The sequence below is a fragment of the Faecalicatena contorta genome, from assembly GCF_022835095.1.
Taxonomy (GTDB): Bacteria; Bacillota; Clostridia; order Lachnospirales; family Lachnospiraceae; genus Faecalicatena; species Faecalicatena contorta.
Genome location: NZ_BQNQ01000001.1, coordinates 2467211 through 2483130, shown reverse-complemented (window position 1 = coordinate 2483130; position 15920 = coordinate 2467211). Strand labels below are relative to the sequence as shown.

16 protein-coding genes are annotated in these 15920 nt (G+C 46.9%); 1 reads left to right on the top strand and 15 read right to left on the bottom strand.

Features of this window, described 5'->3' with window-relative positions; genetic code table 11:
* From coaD to MWG26_RS11025, 7 genes are all read right to left on the bottom strand, one after another.
* Nucleotides 1–492 carry a pantetheine-phosphate adenylyltransferase gene (coaD, locus tag MWG26_RS11055; protein ID WP_025657506.1) on the bottom strand — a complete coding sequence of 164 codons (492 nt, stop codon included), beginning with the start codon at nt 490–492 and terminating at the stop codon, nt 1–3.
* The gene (gene rsmD / locus MWG26_RS11050) at nt 486–1055 is read right to left on the bottom strand and encodes a 16S rRNA (guanine(966)-N(2))-methyltransferase RsmD (protein ID WP_025657507.1); all 570 of its coding nucleotides are present in this window, start codon (nt 1053–1055) and stop codon (nt 486–488) included. The genes coaD and rsmD overlap by 7 nt, the downstream gene beginning before the upstream one ends.
* A gap of 230 nt (nt 1056–1285) precedes the next feature.
* A complete protein-coding gene (locus tag MWG26_RS11045) occupies nt 1286–1492 on the bottom strand; it encodes an alpha/beta-type small acid-soluble spore protein (protein WP_025657508.1) in 207 nt (68 codons plus the stop codon).
* A 164-nt stretch (nt 1493–1656) separates the two neighbouring features.
* Nucleotides 1657–3717, bottom strand: coding sequence for an ATP-dependent DNA helicase RecG (recG, locus tag MWG26_RS11040; protein ID WP_025657509.1), 2061 nt, complete (start codon nt 3715–3717; stop codon nt 1657–1659).
* 105 nt (nt 3718–3822) lie between these two features.
* Nucleotides 3823–5487: a DAK2 domain-containing protein gene (locus MWG26_RS11035; RefSeq protein WP_025657510.1), complete on the bottom strand. Its 1665-nt coding sequence runs from the start codon at nt 5485–5487 to the stop codon at nt 3823–3825.
* Between the two features lie 14 nt (nt 5488–5501).
* Complete coding sequence (locus MWG26_RS11030) at nt 5502–5861, bottom strand: Asp23/Gls24 family envelope stress response protein (protein WP_025657511.1); 360 nt, start codon at nt 5859–5861, stop codon at nt 5502–5504.
* A gap of 74 nt (nt 5862–5935) precedes the next feature.
* Nucleotides 5936–6541 (bottom strand): cytidylate kinase-like family protein, encoded by a 606-nt coding sequence (locus MWG26_RS11025; protein ID WP_025657512.1) that lies wholly within the window; start codon nt 6539–6541, stop codon nt 5936–5938.
* 227 nt (nt 6542–6768) lie between these two features.
* Here MWG26_RS11025 and rpmB point away from each other — a divergent pair, with 227 nt between their 5' ends.
* Nucleotides 6769–6954 (top strand): 50S ribosomal protein L28, encoded by a 186-nt coding sequence (gene rpmB / locus MWG26_RS11020; RefSeq protein ID WP_025657513.1) that lies wholly within the window; start codon nt 6769–6771, stop codon nt 6952–6954.
* 910 nt (nt 6955–7864) lie between these two features.
* Here the strand turns inward: rpmB and MWG26_RS22725 are convergent.
* From MWG26_RS22725 to MWG26_RS10985, 8 genes are read right to left on the bottom strand one after another with little or no spacing between them, the layout of a single operon-like run.
* Entirely contained in the window at nt 7865–7999 is a 135-nt protein-coding gene (locus tag MWG26_RS22725; protein ID WP_255350423.1) for a hypothetical protein, read from the bottom strand.
* A gap of 50 nt (nt 8000–8049) precedes the next feature.
* Nucleotides 8050–8463 (bottom strand): GerW family sporulation protein, encoded by a 414-nt coding sequence (locus MWG26_RS11015; protein ID WP_025657514.1) that lies wholly within the window; start codon nt 8461–8463, stop codon nt 8050–8052.
* Nucleotides 8464–8498: 35 nt separating this feature from the next.
* On the bottom strand, nt 8499–9638 hold the full coding sequence (locus MWG26_RS11010; RefSeq protein WP_117440827.1) for a DUF2953 domain-containing protein: 1140 nt from the start codon (nt 9636–9638) through the stop codon (nt 8499–8501).
* 6 nt (nt 9639–9644) lie between these two features.
* Nucleotides 9645–9989, bottom strand: a complete 345-nt coding sequence (locus MWG26_RS11005) for a hypothetical protein (protein WP_025657517.1) — start codon at nt 9987–9989, stop codon at nt 9645–9647.
* 18 nt (nt 9990–10007) lie between these two features.
* Nucleotides 10008–11357: a peptidoglycan D,D-transpeptidase FtsI family protein gene (locus tag MWG26_RS11000; RefSeq protein ID WP_025657518.1), complete on the bottom strand. Its 1350-nt coding sequence runs from the start codon at nt 11355–11357 to the stop codon at nt 10008–10010.
* Between the two features lie 37 nt (nt 11358–11394).
* Complete coding sequence (locus MWG26_RS10995; RefSeq protein ID WP_025657519.1) at nt 11395–12822, bottom strand: FtsW/RodA/SpoVE family cell cycle protein; 1428 nt, start codon at nt 12820–12822, stop codon at nt 11395–11397.
* Nucleotides 12823–12835: 13 nt separating this feature from the next.
* Nucleotides 12836–15277 (bottom strand): U32 family peptidase, encoded by a 2442-nt coding sequence (locus MWG26_RS10990; protein WP_240285758.1) that lies wholly within the window; start codon nt 15275–15277, stop codon nt 12836–12838.
* 54 nt (nt 15278–15331) lie between these two features.
* A complete protein-coding gene (locus tag MWG26_RS10985) occupies nt 15332–15742 on the bottom strand; it encodes a cell division protein ZapA (RefSeq protein ID WP_009004307.1) in 411 nt (136 codons plus the stop codon).
* Nucleotides 15743–15920 lie beyond the last annotated feature (178 nt).

Sequence of the window (15920 nt, the reverse complement as noted above, 5' to 3'; positions counted from 1 at the left end):
TTACACTCTCCTTTTTGCGTTCATCTTTTTCTCCAGCTCCGATGACACAGCTTCCGGCACAAATTGTGATACGTCTCCCCCAAAAGCTGCGATCTCTTTCACGGTAGTGGAACTCAGGTAAGAATATTCAATACTCGTCGTCAGGAACATCGTCTCGACGCTCGGTTCCAGCTTATGATTCGTCTGGGACATCTGCAACTCATATTCAAAATCGGTAATCGCACGTAAACCGCGGATTACGACATCTGCCCCCTGTTGTCTTGCAAAATCAATCAATAGTCCATTAAACAGGACAATTTTGACATTTGTCAAGTCTTTTGTTACTTCCTCTAACATTTTAACACGTTCTTCTGCAGAAAACAACGGCATTTTCGCATTATTATTCAGCACTCCGACAATTAATTCATCGACGATTTTACAGGATCTTTTGATAATATCCAAATGCCCGTATGTAACAGGGTCAAAGCTCCCCGGGTAAATAGCTCTTAACATATTTCTTCCTTTCCGGCCTTTTCAATGAAGACATGTTTGTTCGTTTTATACATTTTCTCTTTCAACATAGAAAACCCCAGTTCTTCAAGATAGGAAAAATCTGTTTCCCTTGAGGCCTCCACAATAATGACGGTATCCTCATACACCAGTTCGGATCCGGCGAGATATTCCAGCACCCGTTTCTCCAGCTCCCTGTCATAAGGCGGATCCATATATATAAAGTCGAATACCTTGTCGCCTTCCAGCTGATAGAGCGCCGCCATTACATCTCTTGTCAGCGTGAGCGCCTTTGACTCCAGCCTTGTATTTTTGAGGTTCTCCTTAATGCATGCCATTGCTTTTGGGTTATTCTCGACGAAAACAGCTTCCCTGGCCCCCCGGCTCAGAGCCTCGATGCCAATGCCTCCGCTTCCGCCGAACAAATCCAGAAATACGCTGTCATAGATGGTCGGCGCAATCATATTGAACAAAGTTTCTTTAATCCTGTCCGTCGTCGGCCGTGTATCCAGACCGTCCAATGTCTTTAATTGTATCCTTTTGGCACTTCCTGCAATCACTCTCATAAACAACACCCTCATTCTTCTGTAACAGTTCAGAAAAGCCTGAACGGTTACGCATCCAGCTATTAAACTGGCTTTGCGATGGGCTGGATGCCTTCATCGCAAGGTTTTCCTACGGTCTGTGCAATAAATGCGCAGACCTGTATGAACTTTTAAAATCTTCTAACTATGCTGAATTTTAGCAGAAAAAAGCACTTAGGTCAATCCTAAGTGCTTTTTCTTACGAAATTTGCTTATTTACCAGCCATCTGTCTTTCCTGCTGTTCGATCATTTTCTTAACCATATAACCACCAACAGAACCATTCTGCTTAGAAGTTAAATCTCCATTGTAACCGTCTGTAAGCGGTACTCCCAGCTCGCTGGCTACCTCATATTTGAATTTGTCCAGTGCACTTTTAGCCTCTGGTACGGCTGCTCGATTAGATGAACGACTTGCCATGATAATTTCCTCCTTCTCGTAACTTCTGTTACTTTTTCAGATTTTTTTATAACACTGTTGTGTGTTACAACCATAGTATATGGAGGTTTTTATCTTTTACACTGGAAGTTCCTGCCTCCTTTAACGATTTTTGTAAATCAACTTAAAACAGCGGTTTTACGGGCTTAAAGGGTTGTCTCTAACATCATTTCGGACATGTATTTGTTCAAATGGGTCTTCATTTTTGCATGGTTTTCCTCTGTAAGCTCCGGATCTTTTTCTAAAAGTTCCTGTGCGGCTTCATTTGCCTTCTGAAGAATTTTGGCATCCTGGAATACATCCCCCAGAGCAAAATCTAAGAGGCCGCTCTGTCGGATTCCAAACAGATCGCCCGGTCCTCTGAGACGCAGATCTTCTGATGCAATAAAAAAACCATCATTTGATTTATTTAGAATCTCCAGTCTTTCTTTTGTTTCTTTTGATTTTGAGGCACTCATAAAGATGCAGTAGGACTGATATTTTCCACGCCCCACACGCCCGCGCAGCTGATGCAGCTGGGCAAGCCCGAACCGTTCCGCATTTTCAATCAGCATCACCGTGGCGTTCGGCACATCAATACCGACCTCAATGACTGTCGTAGAAACCAGAATCTGGATCTCATTTTTGCCGAATGCTTCCATGATCTCATCTTTTTCGGCCTGCTTCATCTTTCCGTGCAGAAAAGAGATTTCAATTGTGCACCCCAGCGCTTCTCTCAGCAGCTCTGTATAGTCTATCACATTTTCGGCCTCCAGGTTTTCGCTTTCTTCCACCATGGGGCAGATCACATAGCACTGACGTCCCGCTTCCACCTGCTTCTGCATAAAACGATAAGCCGTATTGCGGTATCCGGTGTCCACCACGCAGTTTTTAATTGGCAGCCGGTTGCTGGGCAGCTCATCGATCACTGAAATATCCAGATCTCCGTATAGTATAATCGCCAGCGTGCGCGGGATCGGCGTGGCGCTCATGACAAGAATGTGCGGCATCTTTCCCTTCCCCGCCAGCATTTCCCTCTGCTTTACCCCGAAACGGTGCTGTTCATCGGTCACTACCAGAGCCAGATTATGGTATACTGCCTTCTCCTGTATCAGAGCGTGGGTTCCTACGATGATGTCCGACTCTCCTGAGGCAATTCTTTCGTAAGCCTCCCGCTTCTCTTTTGCAGTCATTGAGCCTGTCAGCAGCTCGGCATGTAATGGGATGTGATATTGTCTGAACATGGATGTAATATTATCGTAATGCTGCTTTGCCAACACCTCCGTAGGCGCCATCATAGCCCCCTGGAAACCATTCAGCCCTGCATACATCAGACCCAGCAGTGCGACGATTGTCTTGCCCGAGCCGACGTCTCCCTGGACAAGCCTGGACATGACATTGGGCCCGGACATATCCCGTTTTATTTCGCCCCAGACTTTTTGCTGTGCATTCGTCAATTCATATGGGAGAGACGCTAAAAACTTATCGATCTCCGGCCGCTCTGCAAATGCAAATCCATTTACCGCTTTGTCCTCCCGCGCCTTCAGATTTCTAAGGGAAAGGATGAAAATCAGGAATTCTTCAAATACAAGGCGCTCCCTGGCATAATAGAATTCTTCTTTTGTCTCCGGGAAATGAACGCCGCGGACAGCGTAATTATATTCCGCCAGATGGTACTTCATGCGGATGTCCTCCGGCAGAAACTCCTGCCTCAGATCCAGATACTGAATAGCCTGCATCACGGCCTTTTTTACCGCATTGTTTGTAAGCCCGCTGGTCAGCGGATACACCGGCTGCAGGGTATTTCTTTTTTCCTCGTATTTTGCACTCGGATAAAAGATCTCGGGATGCTCCATAACCAGGCCGTCCCTTTTTCTGACAACACGGCCGCGCAGAGTGATAATCCCGCCCCTGGACAGCGTATTTTTTAGAAAAGGCATCCGGAACCAGATCACTTTTAAAGTGCCTGTCAGATCCTTGACGTAGAGCGTCGTCACCTGCATATTTTTGCTTCCCCCAAGCTGCACTCTTCCAAATATAGCGCCGGTAATAGTTACCGTCCTGCCTTCTTCTGCCTCTCCGACCGGAACCGGCTCGTCATAGACATCATAGCCACGCGGATAATACCGCAGCAGATCCCCGATTGTCCGCATGCCTGCCTTCTCAAACAGGGCCTGCGTCTTCTCACCGATTCCTTTTAGTGTGCTTATTTTAGAATTTTCATTCATAGGTCTTTTTATTCTCCCATCGGACAATTACAAAACAGGATTGAGTTCGAAACGGGTCAGCTTCCCTTCTGGGAAACTGGCCCGCCTTATCTGCAATGATCTGTTCTACTCTACGGATAATACATAGTAATATATCGGCTGTCCTCCAAAATGTGCATCCACGTCTGCATCCGGATACAATTCCTCGATCTCCTGTGCAAAGCGGACGGCATCCGCCTCCAGGACATCCTGTCCGTAATACAGGCTGATCAGCTCCGTATCTTCGTCTACCAGTGAGGTGAGCATCTCTTTTGCCACGCCCTCTACAGACTGTCCTACTGCAAGGATCCCTGCGTCGCCAATTCCCATGATATCGCCTTCATGGATCTCTTTGTCATCAATGTGGGTATCCCTGACAGCATATGTGATCTGTCCGCTCTTTACATTTTTGATCTCTTCATTCATGTTCTCGGCATTGGTATCAATATCGGCCTCAGGCATGTAATTGATTACCGCCGTGATTCCCTGCGGAACAGTCTTCGTCGGAATAACCAGGATATCCTTGTCTTTCGTCAGGGACTGCGCCTGATTGGCCGCCAGAATAATATTCTTATTATTCGGAAGAATGAAGATATGATCCGCATTCACCGCATCTATAGCTGTCAGCATATCCTCCGTGCTCGGATTCATCGTCTGTCCGCCTTCAATAATATAATCTACCCCGAGTTCTCTGAATATCTCATTCATTCCCTCACCGATAGATACTGCAATGAAACCGACTTTTTTTCTGGTTTCCGGCTTTTTAACCGCTTTTTTCTGCTCAGCCGCCTGCTTTTCAGCGTCCTTGATCAGCTTCTCCTGGTGTTCCTCGCGCATGTTATCGATCTTCATGCGTGACAGCTGTCCATAGGTGAGCGCCTTCTGGATCGCCAGCCCAGGATCATTCGTGTGTACATGGATCTTTACAATGTCATCGTCCGCAACACACACAATGGAATCGCCGATGGATTCCAGATAAGCCTTAAACTCCGTCTCATTCGTCTCAGAGAATGGCTTTGAAGTCATAATGATAAACTCGGTGCAGTATCCGAACTTGATATCTGTCTCCGCCTGTGCCCCGGGCCTCACCATACTTGTGCCTGAACTTGCCTCAATGGCGCTGTAATCAATCTCTTTTCCCTGGAAAGCGTCGTATGCACCGTTCAATACCTCTACCAGACCTTGTCCGCCGGAATCTACAACGCCGGCATCCTTCAGCACCGGAAGCATATCCGGAGTCTTTGAGAGCACATATTCCGCATGTTTCAGAACTTCGGGAATAAAAACTTCCAGATCATCTGTCGTCTCTGCCATCTCTGCCGCCTTCTGGGCAATGCCCTTTGCTACCGTAAGTATGGTTCCCTCTTTCGGCTTCATGACCGCCTTATATGCCGTAGCGCGGGCACGGTCACATGCCTGGGCAAGAACTTGTACGTCGATCTCTCTGTATTCTCGTATCTCTTTTGTAAAACCTCTGAGAAGCTGTGACAGGATGACTCCTGAATTCCCTCTGGCCCCTCGGAGGGATCCTGAGGAGATTGCTTTTGACACGGACAGCATATCCGGCTGTTCCAGCGCGCTGACTTCTTTAGCCGCCGACATAATCGTAAGTGTCATGTTCGTCCCCGTGTCACCGTCTGGTACCGGAAATACATTCAGTTCGTTTATAAATTCCTTTTTAGCCTCCAGATTCGCTGCCCCCGCCAAAAACATCCTGGTAAGCAGCTCTGTATTTATCGTTTTTGTTGCCACGACGAGTATCCTCCTTAATCAATCACTCTGACACCTTCGACGTAGATATTTATTTTATCTACAGTCATGCCAGTAAATTCCTCTACCTTATACTTTACATTGTTCATCAGATTGTCAGAGACTGAAAGAATGTTCACTCCATAAGCAACAATCACGTGAAAATCTAGTTCCAGTATATTATCATCAGAAAGCTCCACGCGGATTCCGTGAGTCAGGCTTTCCTTTTTTAACAGCCTGACAAAGCCGTCTTTCATATTAACCGCAGCCATCCCGACGATCCCGAAACACTCAACCGCCACGGAGCCTGCATACTTGGCAATTACATCGGGATTGATCGTAATAATTCCAAGATCCGTACTCATGCTACCCTTCATCATATATAACCTCCAGTTCTCGAATGGATTTTTCGCATAATCAACACAGGTATTATACTCTCTTTATCACAAATTTACAATATAGATTCATAAAGTGCTGCCAAAACATCCAGAATCTGCTCCTCCGGTATGCTTCCGCTGTCCAGACAGATATCGTATTGAGTCATATCTTCCCACTTTTTGTCCGTAAAGTAGTTATAATAATATCTGCGCTGTTTGTCAATCTTTTTTATAAGGGTGGCTGCCTCACGCTCGTCAATGGAGGCACGCTCCATAATTCTCTCAACCCGCTTTTCAAATGGCGCATGTATAAAAACGCTTCTGCACCCATTTGTACCTTTCAGTATCTCGTCAGCGCATCGTCCCACGATGATACAGTCTTCCTTCTCCGCAAGCCCTTTGATGATCTCGGCCTGCGTATAGAAAAGAACATCATTCATAGGTTCAAAGCGGAACTTCCGATCCATCTGCACCTCGTCCTCCACCGGATATCTCCACGGATTCGCTCTCTTCTCATCCACCTTAAGCAGTTCTTCATAGGAAATGTGCTGCCTCTCTCCGGCTATCTTAATCAACTCTTTATCATAATAATGAATTCCGAGCCTCTGAGATAATTTTTTTGCAATATCATGCCCGTTACTTCCGTACTGCCTGCCAATCGTAATTACTCGTCTGCCCATAGTATTCCCCACTTTCCGCCCGGTTTGAAGGCTTAATTTCTTGTTTAAATTCTATGTCAATTTTAACATGAATTCGAAATTATGGGAACCAAAAAAGAAAAACCGCCTTCTTTTTTCATTTTACTTCCATAAATTCAAAAAAATGCTTGCTTTTAGAAATTCTTTCTGCTAAAATAACAGTGTTGTGAGTCTGTAAGGACTATTTCAGATTGTTAGGAGGTGCAATGATGGCTAAATGTGCTATTTGTGAAAAGGGTGCTCACTTCGGAAATAATGTAAGCCACTCTCATAGAAAATCACCAAAGATGTGGAAATCAAATGTGAAATCCGTTAGAGTTAAAACAGAAGGCGGATCAAAAAAAATGTACGTTTGTACTTCCTGCTTAAAATCAGGACGCGTAGAACGTGCTTAATCTGGACATCAAACGACACGGGGGTACTCACTATAAAGTGGGTACTTTTTTTATACGGATTTTTAGTGTCTGGATGGGGCGCCTGTGCAAGGAGGGGAAGATGCGGCTGGGAACAGGGAATGCTCTTTCTGTATACGGGTCATTTGCTAAGAACGGCTAAATGAAAAACCTGCTGTATTTTGAGGCACCGGAGACATTCACTGCACAATCTTGATGATTGTGCAGCTCAGGTCTCCTTGAAACCGGCTTTGTGAGCCGATTTCATCCTCAAAATACAGCAGGTTTTTCATTAAGCCGTTCTAACGCGCATTTTACGCATTCAGAAAGAGCATTCCCTGTTCCCAGCCGCATCTTCCCCTCCTTGCACAGGCTAGGCGCATCCGGCCGGAAGAAAAAAGCGTAAAAATGGGGGAGGTACCTGCGGTGGCGGCGGATTGGGCTGGGAAAACGGATAAATTGGGCTGGAGATGGTTGTTATGGAATGCCCCTACCTTAACTACCTATATGTAAGATGAATCGCCTGTGGCACCAATTTTCAACAATTCCTTATACATAGATACTTCCGCGCAGGAAGGCAAATACGCCGCCCCCGTCCGTCCCGGCCGGATGCGCCTAGCTGAGGGAGAGTCGGGACTGGTTTTTGGCGGGGCTGTATATGCCGTTTGGACGCCCTCAGAACGCGATTAGAAGCAGTTACAGAGAAAATGCGGGGAATAGAGGGCAGGATTTGATTTTCAAAATCAAATCCTGTTGCCGCCGGCGGCGCGAATGCATCGGCATTCGGGCCAACTGCGGCAAGTACCTCTATTCCCCGCATTTTCACTGTTACTGCTTCTTATCAAGTGGCGCGGGCATCCAAACGGCATATGCAGCCCTGCCGGAAACCAGTCCCGACTCTCCCTCAGCGTCCCTACCCACAAAACAATTTATATCCTGCCGCCAGACATATGAATGTGACCAGCAGTCCGATTGCGTTGGGCAGTGCCAGCATGACAAACATTCCTATTGCAAACCAGAGTAATGCAAACCCTATTACTTTTTTCATAATCTGTCCCGCTTCCGGCAGGTGGTTTGGTATTATTTTATGCCCGGATTTTAAATTTGTGCATCATTTTCAGTGGAATCTTCGGAATTCAGAATATCCATGACATCATCCTCGGTCACTTTGTCTTCTTTCTTCGTTGTGAACTTGTCTACCATGTCCGGTACCATATCCAGAAGCTTGGTGATCGTATCCTGGTTCTTGATGTTGACCAGCTTGGTTGTCCCGTTTTTGATGACCAGAACCGCGCTTGGGGTGATCTTGCCGCCCATTCCTCCTGTGCCTCTGCCTTTTTTATCACCGTTAAAATAACCGGCGCCCATTCCAAACGATACATCCACCAGCGGGAGGATAATGGTATCGTTGATGTGGATCGCATCCCCCACTACTGTCTTGGATGTCACAACATTGTCCATTCCCTGAAATAACGCCTCCACAGTCTCCTTAAAATTACTTCCTTCTGCCATGCCTGAATCCTCCTTAATCTTTCATACTTATTTTGCTACAGTTCAAATTTTCTGATATGCCTGAATGTGGTGCGCACGTTTTTGTTCCATATGAGATTCCATCCCACAATCACCACATAGAGAACGCGCAGTTTGCCGGAAATTGCAATGTCCCCTTCCAGTACCCTGTGTTCAAAATCCGGCTGAATATTTGTATGTTTTCCCAGAAACGGATATATCATACTAATGAGGCCGAGCACCTTTCCCGTTATGCTTGGGTCTTCAAATCCAAAATGGATATCTGCCTCCAGCCGCTTCGGCTTCAAAAAGCGTAACAGCCGCCGCAGTTCCTTGAGTGCCGTGAAGAATGCGGATCTGTGGACCTCGTCCTCTATGAACTCCAGCAGTGTGTCCTTCTTCTCCAATAATGACCTTATGGTATCACAAATCTTCTTAAAAGTATATTTTATCTTATGATAAATTTTCTGTAACCATTTTACGCTTTTCTCATACTTTTTCTCAACTCTGGAAGCAATGCTTTCTCTTTCTGCCTCTGTTTTTTCATCACCTGACGGGGAGCGCTGATTGTCTGAATGATTCTCATTTTCCTCTACCGAATCACGCATCTCTTCCCTGAGCAGTTTTTCCAGATTGTTTTCCTCCGCTGGATCGTCTTCTCTATATTTTTCCTGTAAATGCCCTTCCTTCTGCTCCTTATACGTCCGGCTCGCATCCGGCGGCTTCTCTTCCACTATATTCTTGTCCTTCTGGTCTTCCAGCCGCTGCTGTGCGCCATTGTCCATCAGCTCTTCCAGCGCTTTCAGATCTTCCTCCTCGGTATGTTTTACAGCCTTGGCAGGCTCGTAATCCTCATCTTCAGTATGTTTCGCAGCCCTGGCGGGCTCGTGTGCCTCTTCCCAGTCTTCTTCCGCGCCCCCATACAGCTTCTTCCAGGCGATCCGTACTGTCCACATGAGCTTTCCCCCATCATAGACGGCACTGCCGCTCACAAGATGCATAAACCACGAAAACCGGATCTTCCCATAGAGAGAGTCCAGGGTTCCCCTGCACCTCCCCTCCGCCCTGTAACGCAGAGGCACAAAAAAGACAATGCAAATCAGCGATACCAGTAAGCCCAGTATTGCAAGCAATATCCATCCTATAATTTTTAGAATCAAAAGGATTATATGTAACATCCGCTTTTACACTCTGCCTTCCTCATATTCTTTTTGGCGCCTCTGGATATAGCCCCGTATATCCAGGTCATTGGTCTTTTTATAGATATCTTCTGCAATAGCCTCCACCAGATAGAGGGCATCATCATATCCTTTCGCAATCCCCACGACAAATACGGGCGTATTTTCATAGATATGCTGTTTGTACAGCAGGGAAGAATAAAATTCCAGATGATTCTGCTCTCCCTGCGAAAGCGTGATGACATAGACGGAAGGCTGCAGGCTGTTGCTTTCCAGCTTCTGCATGACCTTCTCCTTTTTATCCTCCAGATCCTCACTGACATATAAGTTACAGTAAAATGTCATTTGCATACTCTTCACCACCTGGCATTAATAGTAATAAGAATCCAGTATCTGCTTGGCAATCGGCACTGCCTTTGCCCCCGCATCTCCGTCATATCCTTCGATGATTACACTGATCACCAGTTCCGGATTGTCTACATTTGTAAAACCGATGAACCAGGAGTGCGTCTTCTCCCCGTCATCCATGCTGTATTCTGCCGTTCCTGTCTTACCGGCAACTGTGTAGGACTGGCCGCTCAGCATCGTTGCTGTACCCTCGTCAACAACGGCCTTCATATAATCCTTTAACTGGGATGCCTCATCGGAAGTCATCAGTCTTTTATAGCTCTTTGGAACATTTTTCCTGATTTCTGCTCCGTTTGCATTAGTTACCTTCTCCACAAGATATGGTTCCATCAGAGTGCCGCCGTTTGCAACTGCTGCAGTAATCAATGCCATATGGTATGGGCTGACCAGTGTCTCGCCCTGCCCCATGGCGGTCATCATCATTTCCGCACCGCTGGAATTCTCATTAATTCTGAAAGATCCTTTCGAGTAATCCAGGACAGACGGAAGCTTCTTATTAAATAGAAGTTCTTCCGCAGTTTCCCTATAAGACGTTTTGTTCAGAGAGAGACCGATATTAGCAAAAGAGGAATTACAGGAATTGGCCATGGAGCTTCTCAGATCCTGCAGGCCGTGCACTGTACTGTCAAAGCAGTGGATCGTAACTCCCTCTGCGGTGATCTCACCGGCACAGTCATAGCTGTAATTCGCATAATCACTGTGCTCCCTGATGTATTCCAGTGCGGTTACCACTTTAAATGTGGACCCCGGCGCATACTGCCCCTGTGTAGCGCGGTTCAGCAGCGGACTTTCACTGTCGTTTGCATTCAGTGCTTCCCAGTCTGCCGCCACGCTGTTGGGATCATAAGTTGGCCCGGATACCATGGTCAGGATCTTCCCTGTACTTGCTTCCATCACCACCACGGCCCCTTTATTACCGCCAAGTGCATTGTAGGCAGCCTGCTGGAGATCTGCGTCAAGGGTTGTGACTACAGTATCTCCCATATTCTTTTCGTCTTTGAATTCATTCATCAGCTTCTGCGGAAAAAAGGCATTCGAGGTAAGCAGTTCAAAGTTCTCAACGGATTCCAGCCCGCTCTTCCCGGTTGATGGAAAGCTGTACCCAACGACATGGGCAAAAGCTGCGCCATAAGGGTAATTGCGCACTTCTGTCCCGTCCTCTGCTACGTTCGTCTCCGCCAGCACATTTCCGTTTTTATCTACAATATTCCCGCGGATTACCCGATCCGCAAATGCATCCTGCCGCTCATTATACGGGCTGTTTACAATAGTCTTGGCACGAACGATATTAAAATATACCATATAGGCCATTAAGGCAAGAAACAGAGCGACAAACAAGTACGTGACCCTAGCGAACTCTTTGTTTCGGAACTTCTTCGAACGCTGGTTTTTTGCCCGGCTGTTTTTTCCGCGGCGCCTTTCCTGGCTGTTCACTTCTTCGTAATTCTCTCTCTCTTCTCTTCTCAATAATCTCTTCCTCGTCTTCTCTTAAAATATACAAGCCCTGTATGATTCCAAACATAATCATTGTGCTCAGCATGGAACTGCCTCCATAGCTGATCAGAGGCAGCGTAACTCCCGTGGAAGGAATAAACTTAGTCACACCGCCGATTGTAAGGAACACCTGGAAAATATAGCAGGTTCCAAGGCCCAGAGCTATCAGTTTATAGAACTGGTTGCGGATCGCCATGGCAATGTTCAGGAACATTACATAACAGCTGACGCATACCAGAACAAGGCATAGTGCAAATATCAGCCCCATTTCTTCTGAGATGGCTGAGAATATAAAATCCTCCTCCGCTACGGGGATGCTGTCCGGAAGCCCCTGGTACAGGCCCATGCCAAACCAGCTTCCTGTTCCGATTGCGAACAGGGACTGCGCGACCTGGTATCCCCCCTCACTGTATGAAGCAAAGGGATCCTTCCAGGCAGAAACCCTGACCTGGATATGATAAAAAAGGTGGTATGCCAGCACCGCGGCTGCACTGCCTCCTCCTATGCCTGCCAGCGCATAAAGAGGCTGCCTTGTTGCTACATAAAGCATAACCAGATAAACCACAAACATAATCAGGGCGGCGCCCAGATCCGTAGACAGAACCAGAATCAACACATGCAGCCCAGCCACAGCCGTTGTGACCACCACATTCTTAAACTCCGTAGACTTGTTCAGGCTTGCCGCCACGTAAAATACAAATAAAATCTTTACGAATTCCGAGGGCTGGATTCCAAATCCCGCAATGGTGAATCCCAGCTTTGCACCGTCGGAGAGCTGCCCCAGCACAGCAACCGCGCCCAGGGCCAGAATCCCAACTCCGGCATAGATATATGTCCAGTCCTTCAAAAACTTCAGTTTCCGTATCAGCACCGGCACAAACAGCCCGATGACCGTTCCCACCACGGCAAAGACGAACTGCTTCACTGCTTTAGCATACGTCAGTCTCGTAATCATGATGAAACCGATACTCAGCAGCATACACATATTATTGACAATCAGCCGGGATACTTTCGGATAAAGCACCCGGTAAAGTACAAGTACTGCGATCAAAAGCACGACCTGTGCCCCGTAGAAAAAGATCAGCTTCTTTTCCTTCGTCTGCAGATACATGACAAGGTAGGCAGTAAACTGAATCAGGAACATCAGCACATTCTGCCTGATTAATATCCATTTTTTGTCTTCCTCATACACTTGGGCGAATATGGAAAAACAGGAAAATGTATACACTGCCATCAGTATAATCATAATATACTTCGATAATTCTACTACAATATTAACCACTTTTTCACCTGCTTTATGTTATTCCTCGTTTAAAATGTCCTCTAGTAAAAGCCATGTCCTCTGTACGGACCTGCCTGCCGCTGCAGTATATGTCTCTGTAAATATCCAGGATCATCCGGGCTTCCTGCCCGCTCTCCTGTGTAAACATGATCCGCAGCCCTGCCGGAGAGAGCCCGCAGATCTCTTCCTTTTGATCCAGAAGAAAGACCGGTTTCATATTGTACATTACATTATAACAGAATCTGCAGCATCGATTTACAGGAAATTCTTTCTGATACCTGTCTTTGATTACCGTGATGCCGGGTGTATTCGTACATCCCGACGTGCTTTTTACGATACATTGTGCAGACACCATGACCGGCAGCCGTCCATAGACCACAAGCTCGGCTTCTTCAATCCCCAGGCGTTCCAGCTCTGCCCTGTTTAATTCCACCGGCGCCGTAATGCTCTCTACGCCGCAGCTGGTCCAGAATTCCTTCGCTGACTGATTGAATACATATAGATTATGGTCCAATATGATCTTCTTGTCAAATCCATGTTTCCGCAGAAAATGAAAACTTTCATAATTGCGGACTAAAAATCCGTCAAACTCCGCCAGTATCCCCATATTTTCCGTATAATAGGACACCGCCGTTTCTCTGAATATATGAGGCATTGCAAGAAACAGCTCTTTCCCCCGTCCTTTTGCCACCCGGGATATTTCTTTATAACTGCCGTTATTTATAAAATCCGTCCCGGAACTGCTGTCCAGGTAAATCCGGAAGACTTCCGGACACGCGGCTGCCACTGCCGTCTGTTCTTCCGATTCCGTTAATACGGAGAGATAGGGCGCCTGCTTTTCCACCGCTATTCGTTTAGGATCCGGCCTCTTTCGTCCTTGTTCCGGCATAGCGACGTTTCTTCTATACTGATTACAAATGGCTTCTGCCAAAAGTTCCAGCGCCCTGCGTCTGAGTTCGTTCAATCTCTGCATTGGCAGAAATACAGGGCCTTCCGTTGTAACTTCCAGGGATTCGAAAACAAATTCAGTATTACCGGTCTTCATAAGCTGCTTCTTGATTCTCTCTTCATCCAACGGCTGGTTCTTAGCAGCTTCCGTCCGCTCTTCTGTCTCCGCCGAAACCGTGATCTCCCGGAACTCAAGCGTCAAAACCGCAGGCTCCTGAACGGCAGCCCGAAAACTTCCGCATATGGTCTCCTGCGCAGTTCTGTCTATATATCTTTTTTGTATAAACTCCAGCAACTCAAGGTTTCGGATCCGGCATAATATAGTTCCCTTTTTCATTGTCATTTTGCGTGGTGCCAGAATCTTCGATCTGCCGCCTGCCGGAACCGCCGTTCCAAAAGTGTACCATTTCTGTGGGTCCGCATCGGCTTTGGTTCCCAAAGCCCTGCCGCTCTCTCCGGCGTTTTCGCCTTCCAGCTCCAGAATATCTCCTTTGTGAATATCCGTCAGCGCCTCCACTGCAATCTCACGCCCTTTCTGCGCAATAACCCGCACTGCGGGCACACCGGCATGGTTCGGACGATCCGGAGAAAGCATATTCCGTCCGTTATGCTGCCTGTAATATCCCTGACTGAAGCCTCCCCGGTTATAGATATCCATCAGCATCTCCAGATCCCCGGGAGCAACAGCATACCCCTCCCTGCCTTTTTGGAGATACATGTCCGTATATTTACGATACATGGCCGTAACAAGCGCTACGTACTCCGGTTTTTTCATTCTTCCCTCAATCTTGAAGGAATCGATCCCCGCATCCACCAATTCCGGGATCAATTCCAGCGTGCAGATATCCTTCAAACTCAGAGTGTACTCTTTTTTTCCATTCACAGTATAGGGGAGCCTGCACGGCTGCGCACACTGCCCTCTGTTTCCGCTGCGTCCTCCAATCAGGCTGCTCAGCAGGCACTGCCCTGAGTAGCAGTAACAGAGCGCCCCATGGACAAAACACTCCATCTCAAGGCCGGTCTGCTCTACAATATCGTACACTTCTTCCAGAGCGAGCTCTCTTGCAGGCACAACACGTACCGCCCCCTGCTCTTTCAAAAACAGAGCACCCTCTGTATTTGTAACTGTCATTTGTGTGCTGGCGTGGATATCCATTCCCGGAAAATGCTCTCTAACAAATGAAAGCACGCCTATATCCTGTACAATCACTGCATCCAGCCCCTGCCGGTAAAGCGGTTCCAGATATTCGTGCAGTTCTTCAAGCTCGGCATCCTTTAAAAGAGTATTCACCGTCAGATAGAACTTTCTGCCATGAAGATGTGCATAATCAATGGCAGAAAGGAGCTGCTCCTCCGTAAAATTATCCGCAAAAGCCCTTGCACCAAAACGAGGGCCGCCTGCATACACTGCATCCGCCCCTGCCGTTACAGCCGCCATAAAGCTCCCATAAGAACCCGCCGGCGCCAGTATCTCTATTTTTTTGCTTCCTTTTCTATCCTGTGTCAATGATGTTCCTCCGCCTGGGATAAATGAAATAAGCTGTCCAATGACAGCCTACTCTTATTTTCTGCGATTCTTCATCTCAGTTTCTAATTTTACAATCTGCATCTGCAGATCGTTATTCTCTTCCTTCATCTTAGCCAGTTCCTTCTCAGCGTTCTCCAGCTTAATCTGAACAGATATCAATTCGTGCTTCAGGTCGTACATCTCTTTGTCTTTTAGTTCAATATCACTTTCAAGGGAATCACCCTGCTTTTTCGCCTTAAAATAGTCGTCTGCGATATTCAGGGCAAGGAGCACGTTCCGGGTATCGGCGCTTTGTTTACGGAACCCTTCGCTGTTGGCACATTCTGTAATCTTATGGTTCAGATAGGAAGAAACTTTTTGAAGATATTCTTCGCCTTCAAATCCGCTTAATGTGTAGACCTTTCCTCCAATTAAAACTTCTGTAAAATGTTTTGCTGAACTCATAGCATCCTCCTCAGTTACTGTTCACTCCCTAGACTGTCACTAGCTAATAGGCTGGGAGCGACAACGTAAAACAGCCGATGAGCCTGCCCCTCGCCAAAGGCGGCTTAAAATGGACAGGCAACGTTACTTTTACAGGTTTTGCCTGTAAGCAGTAACCCTCCTCGCGTTTCTTACCTGT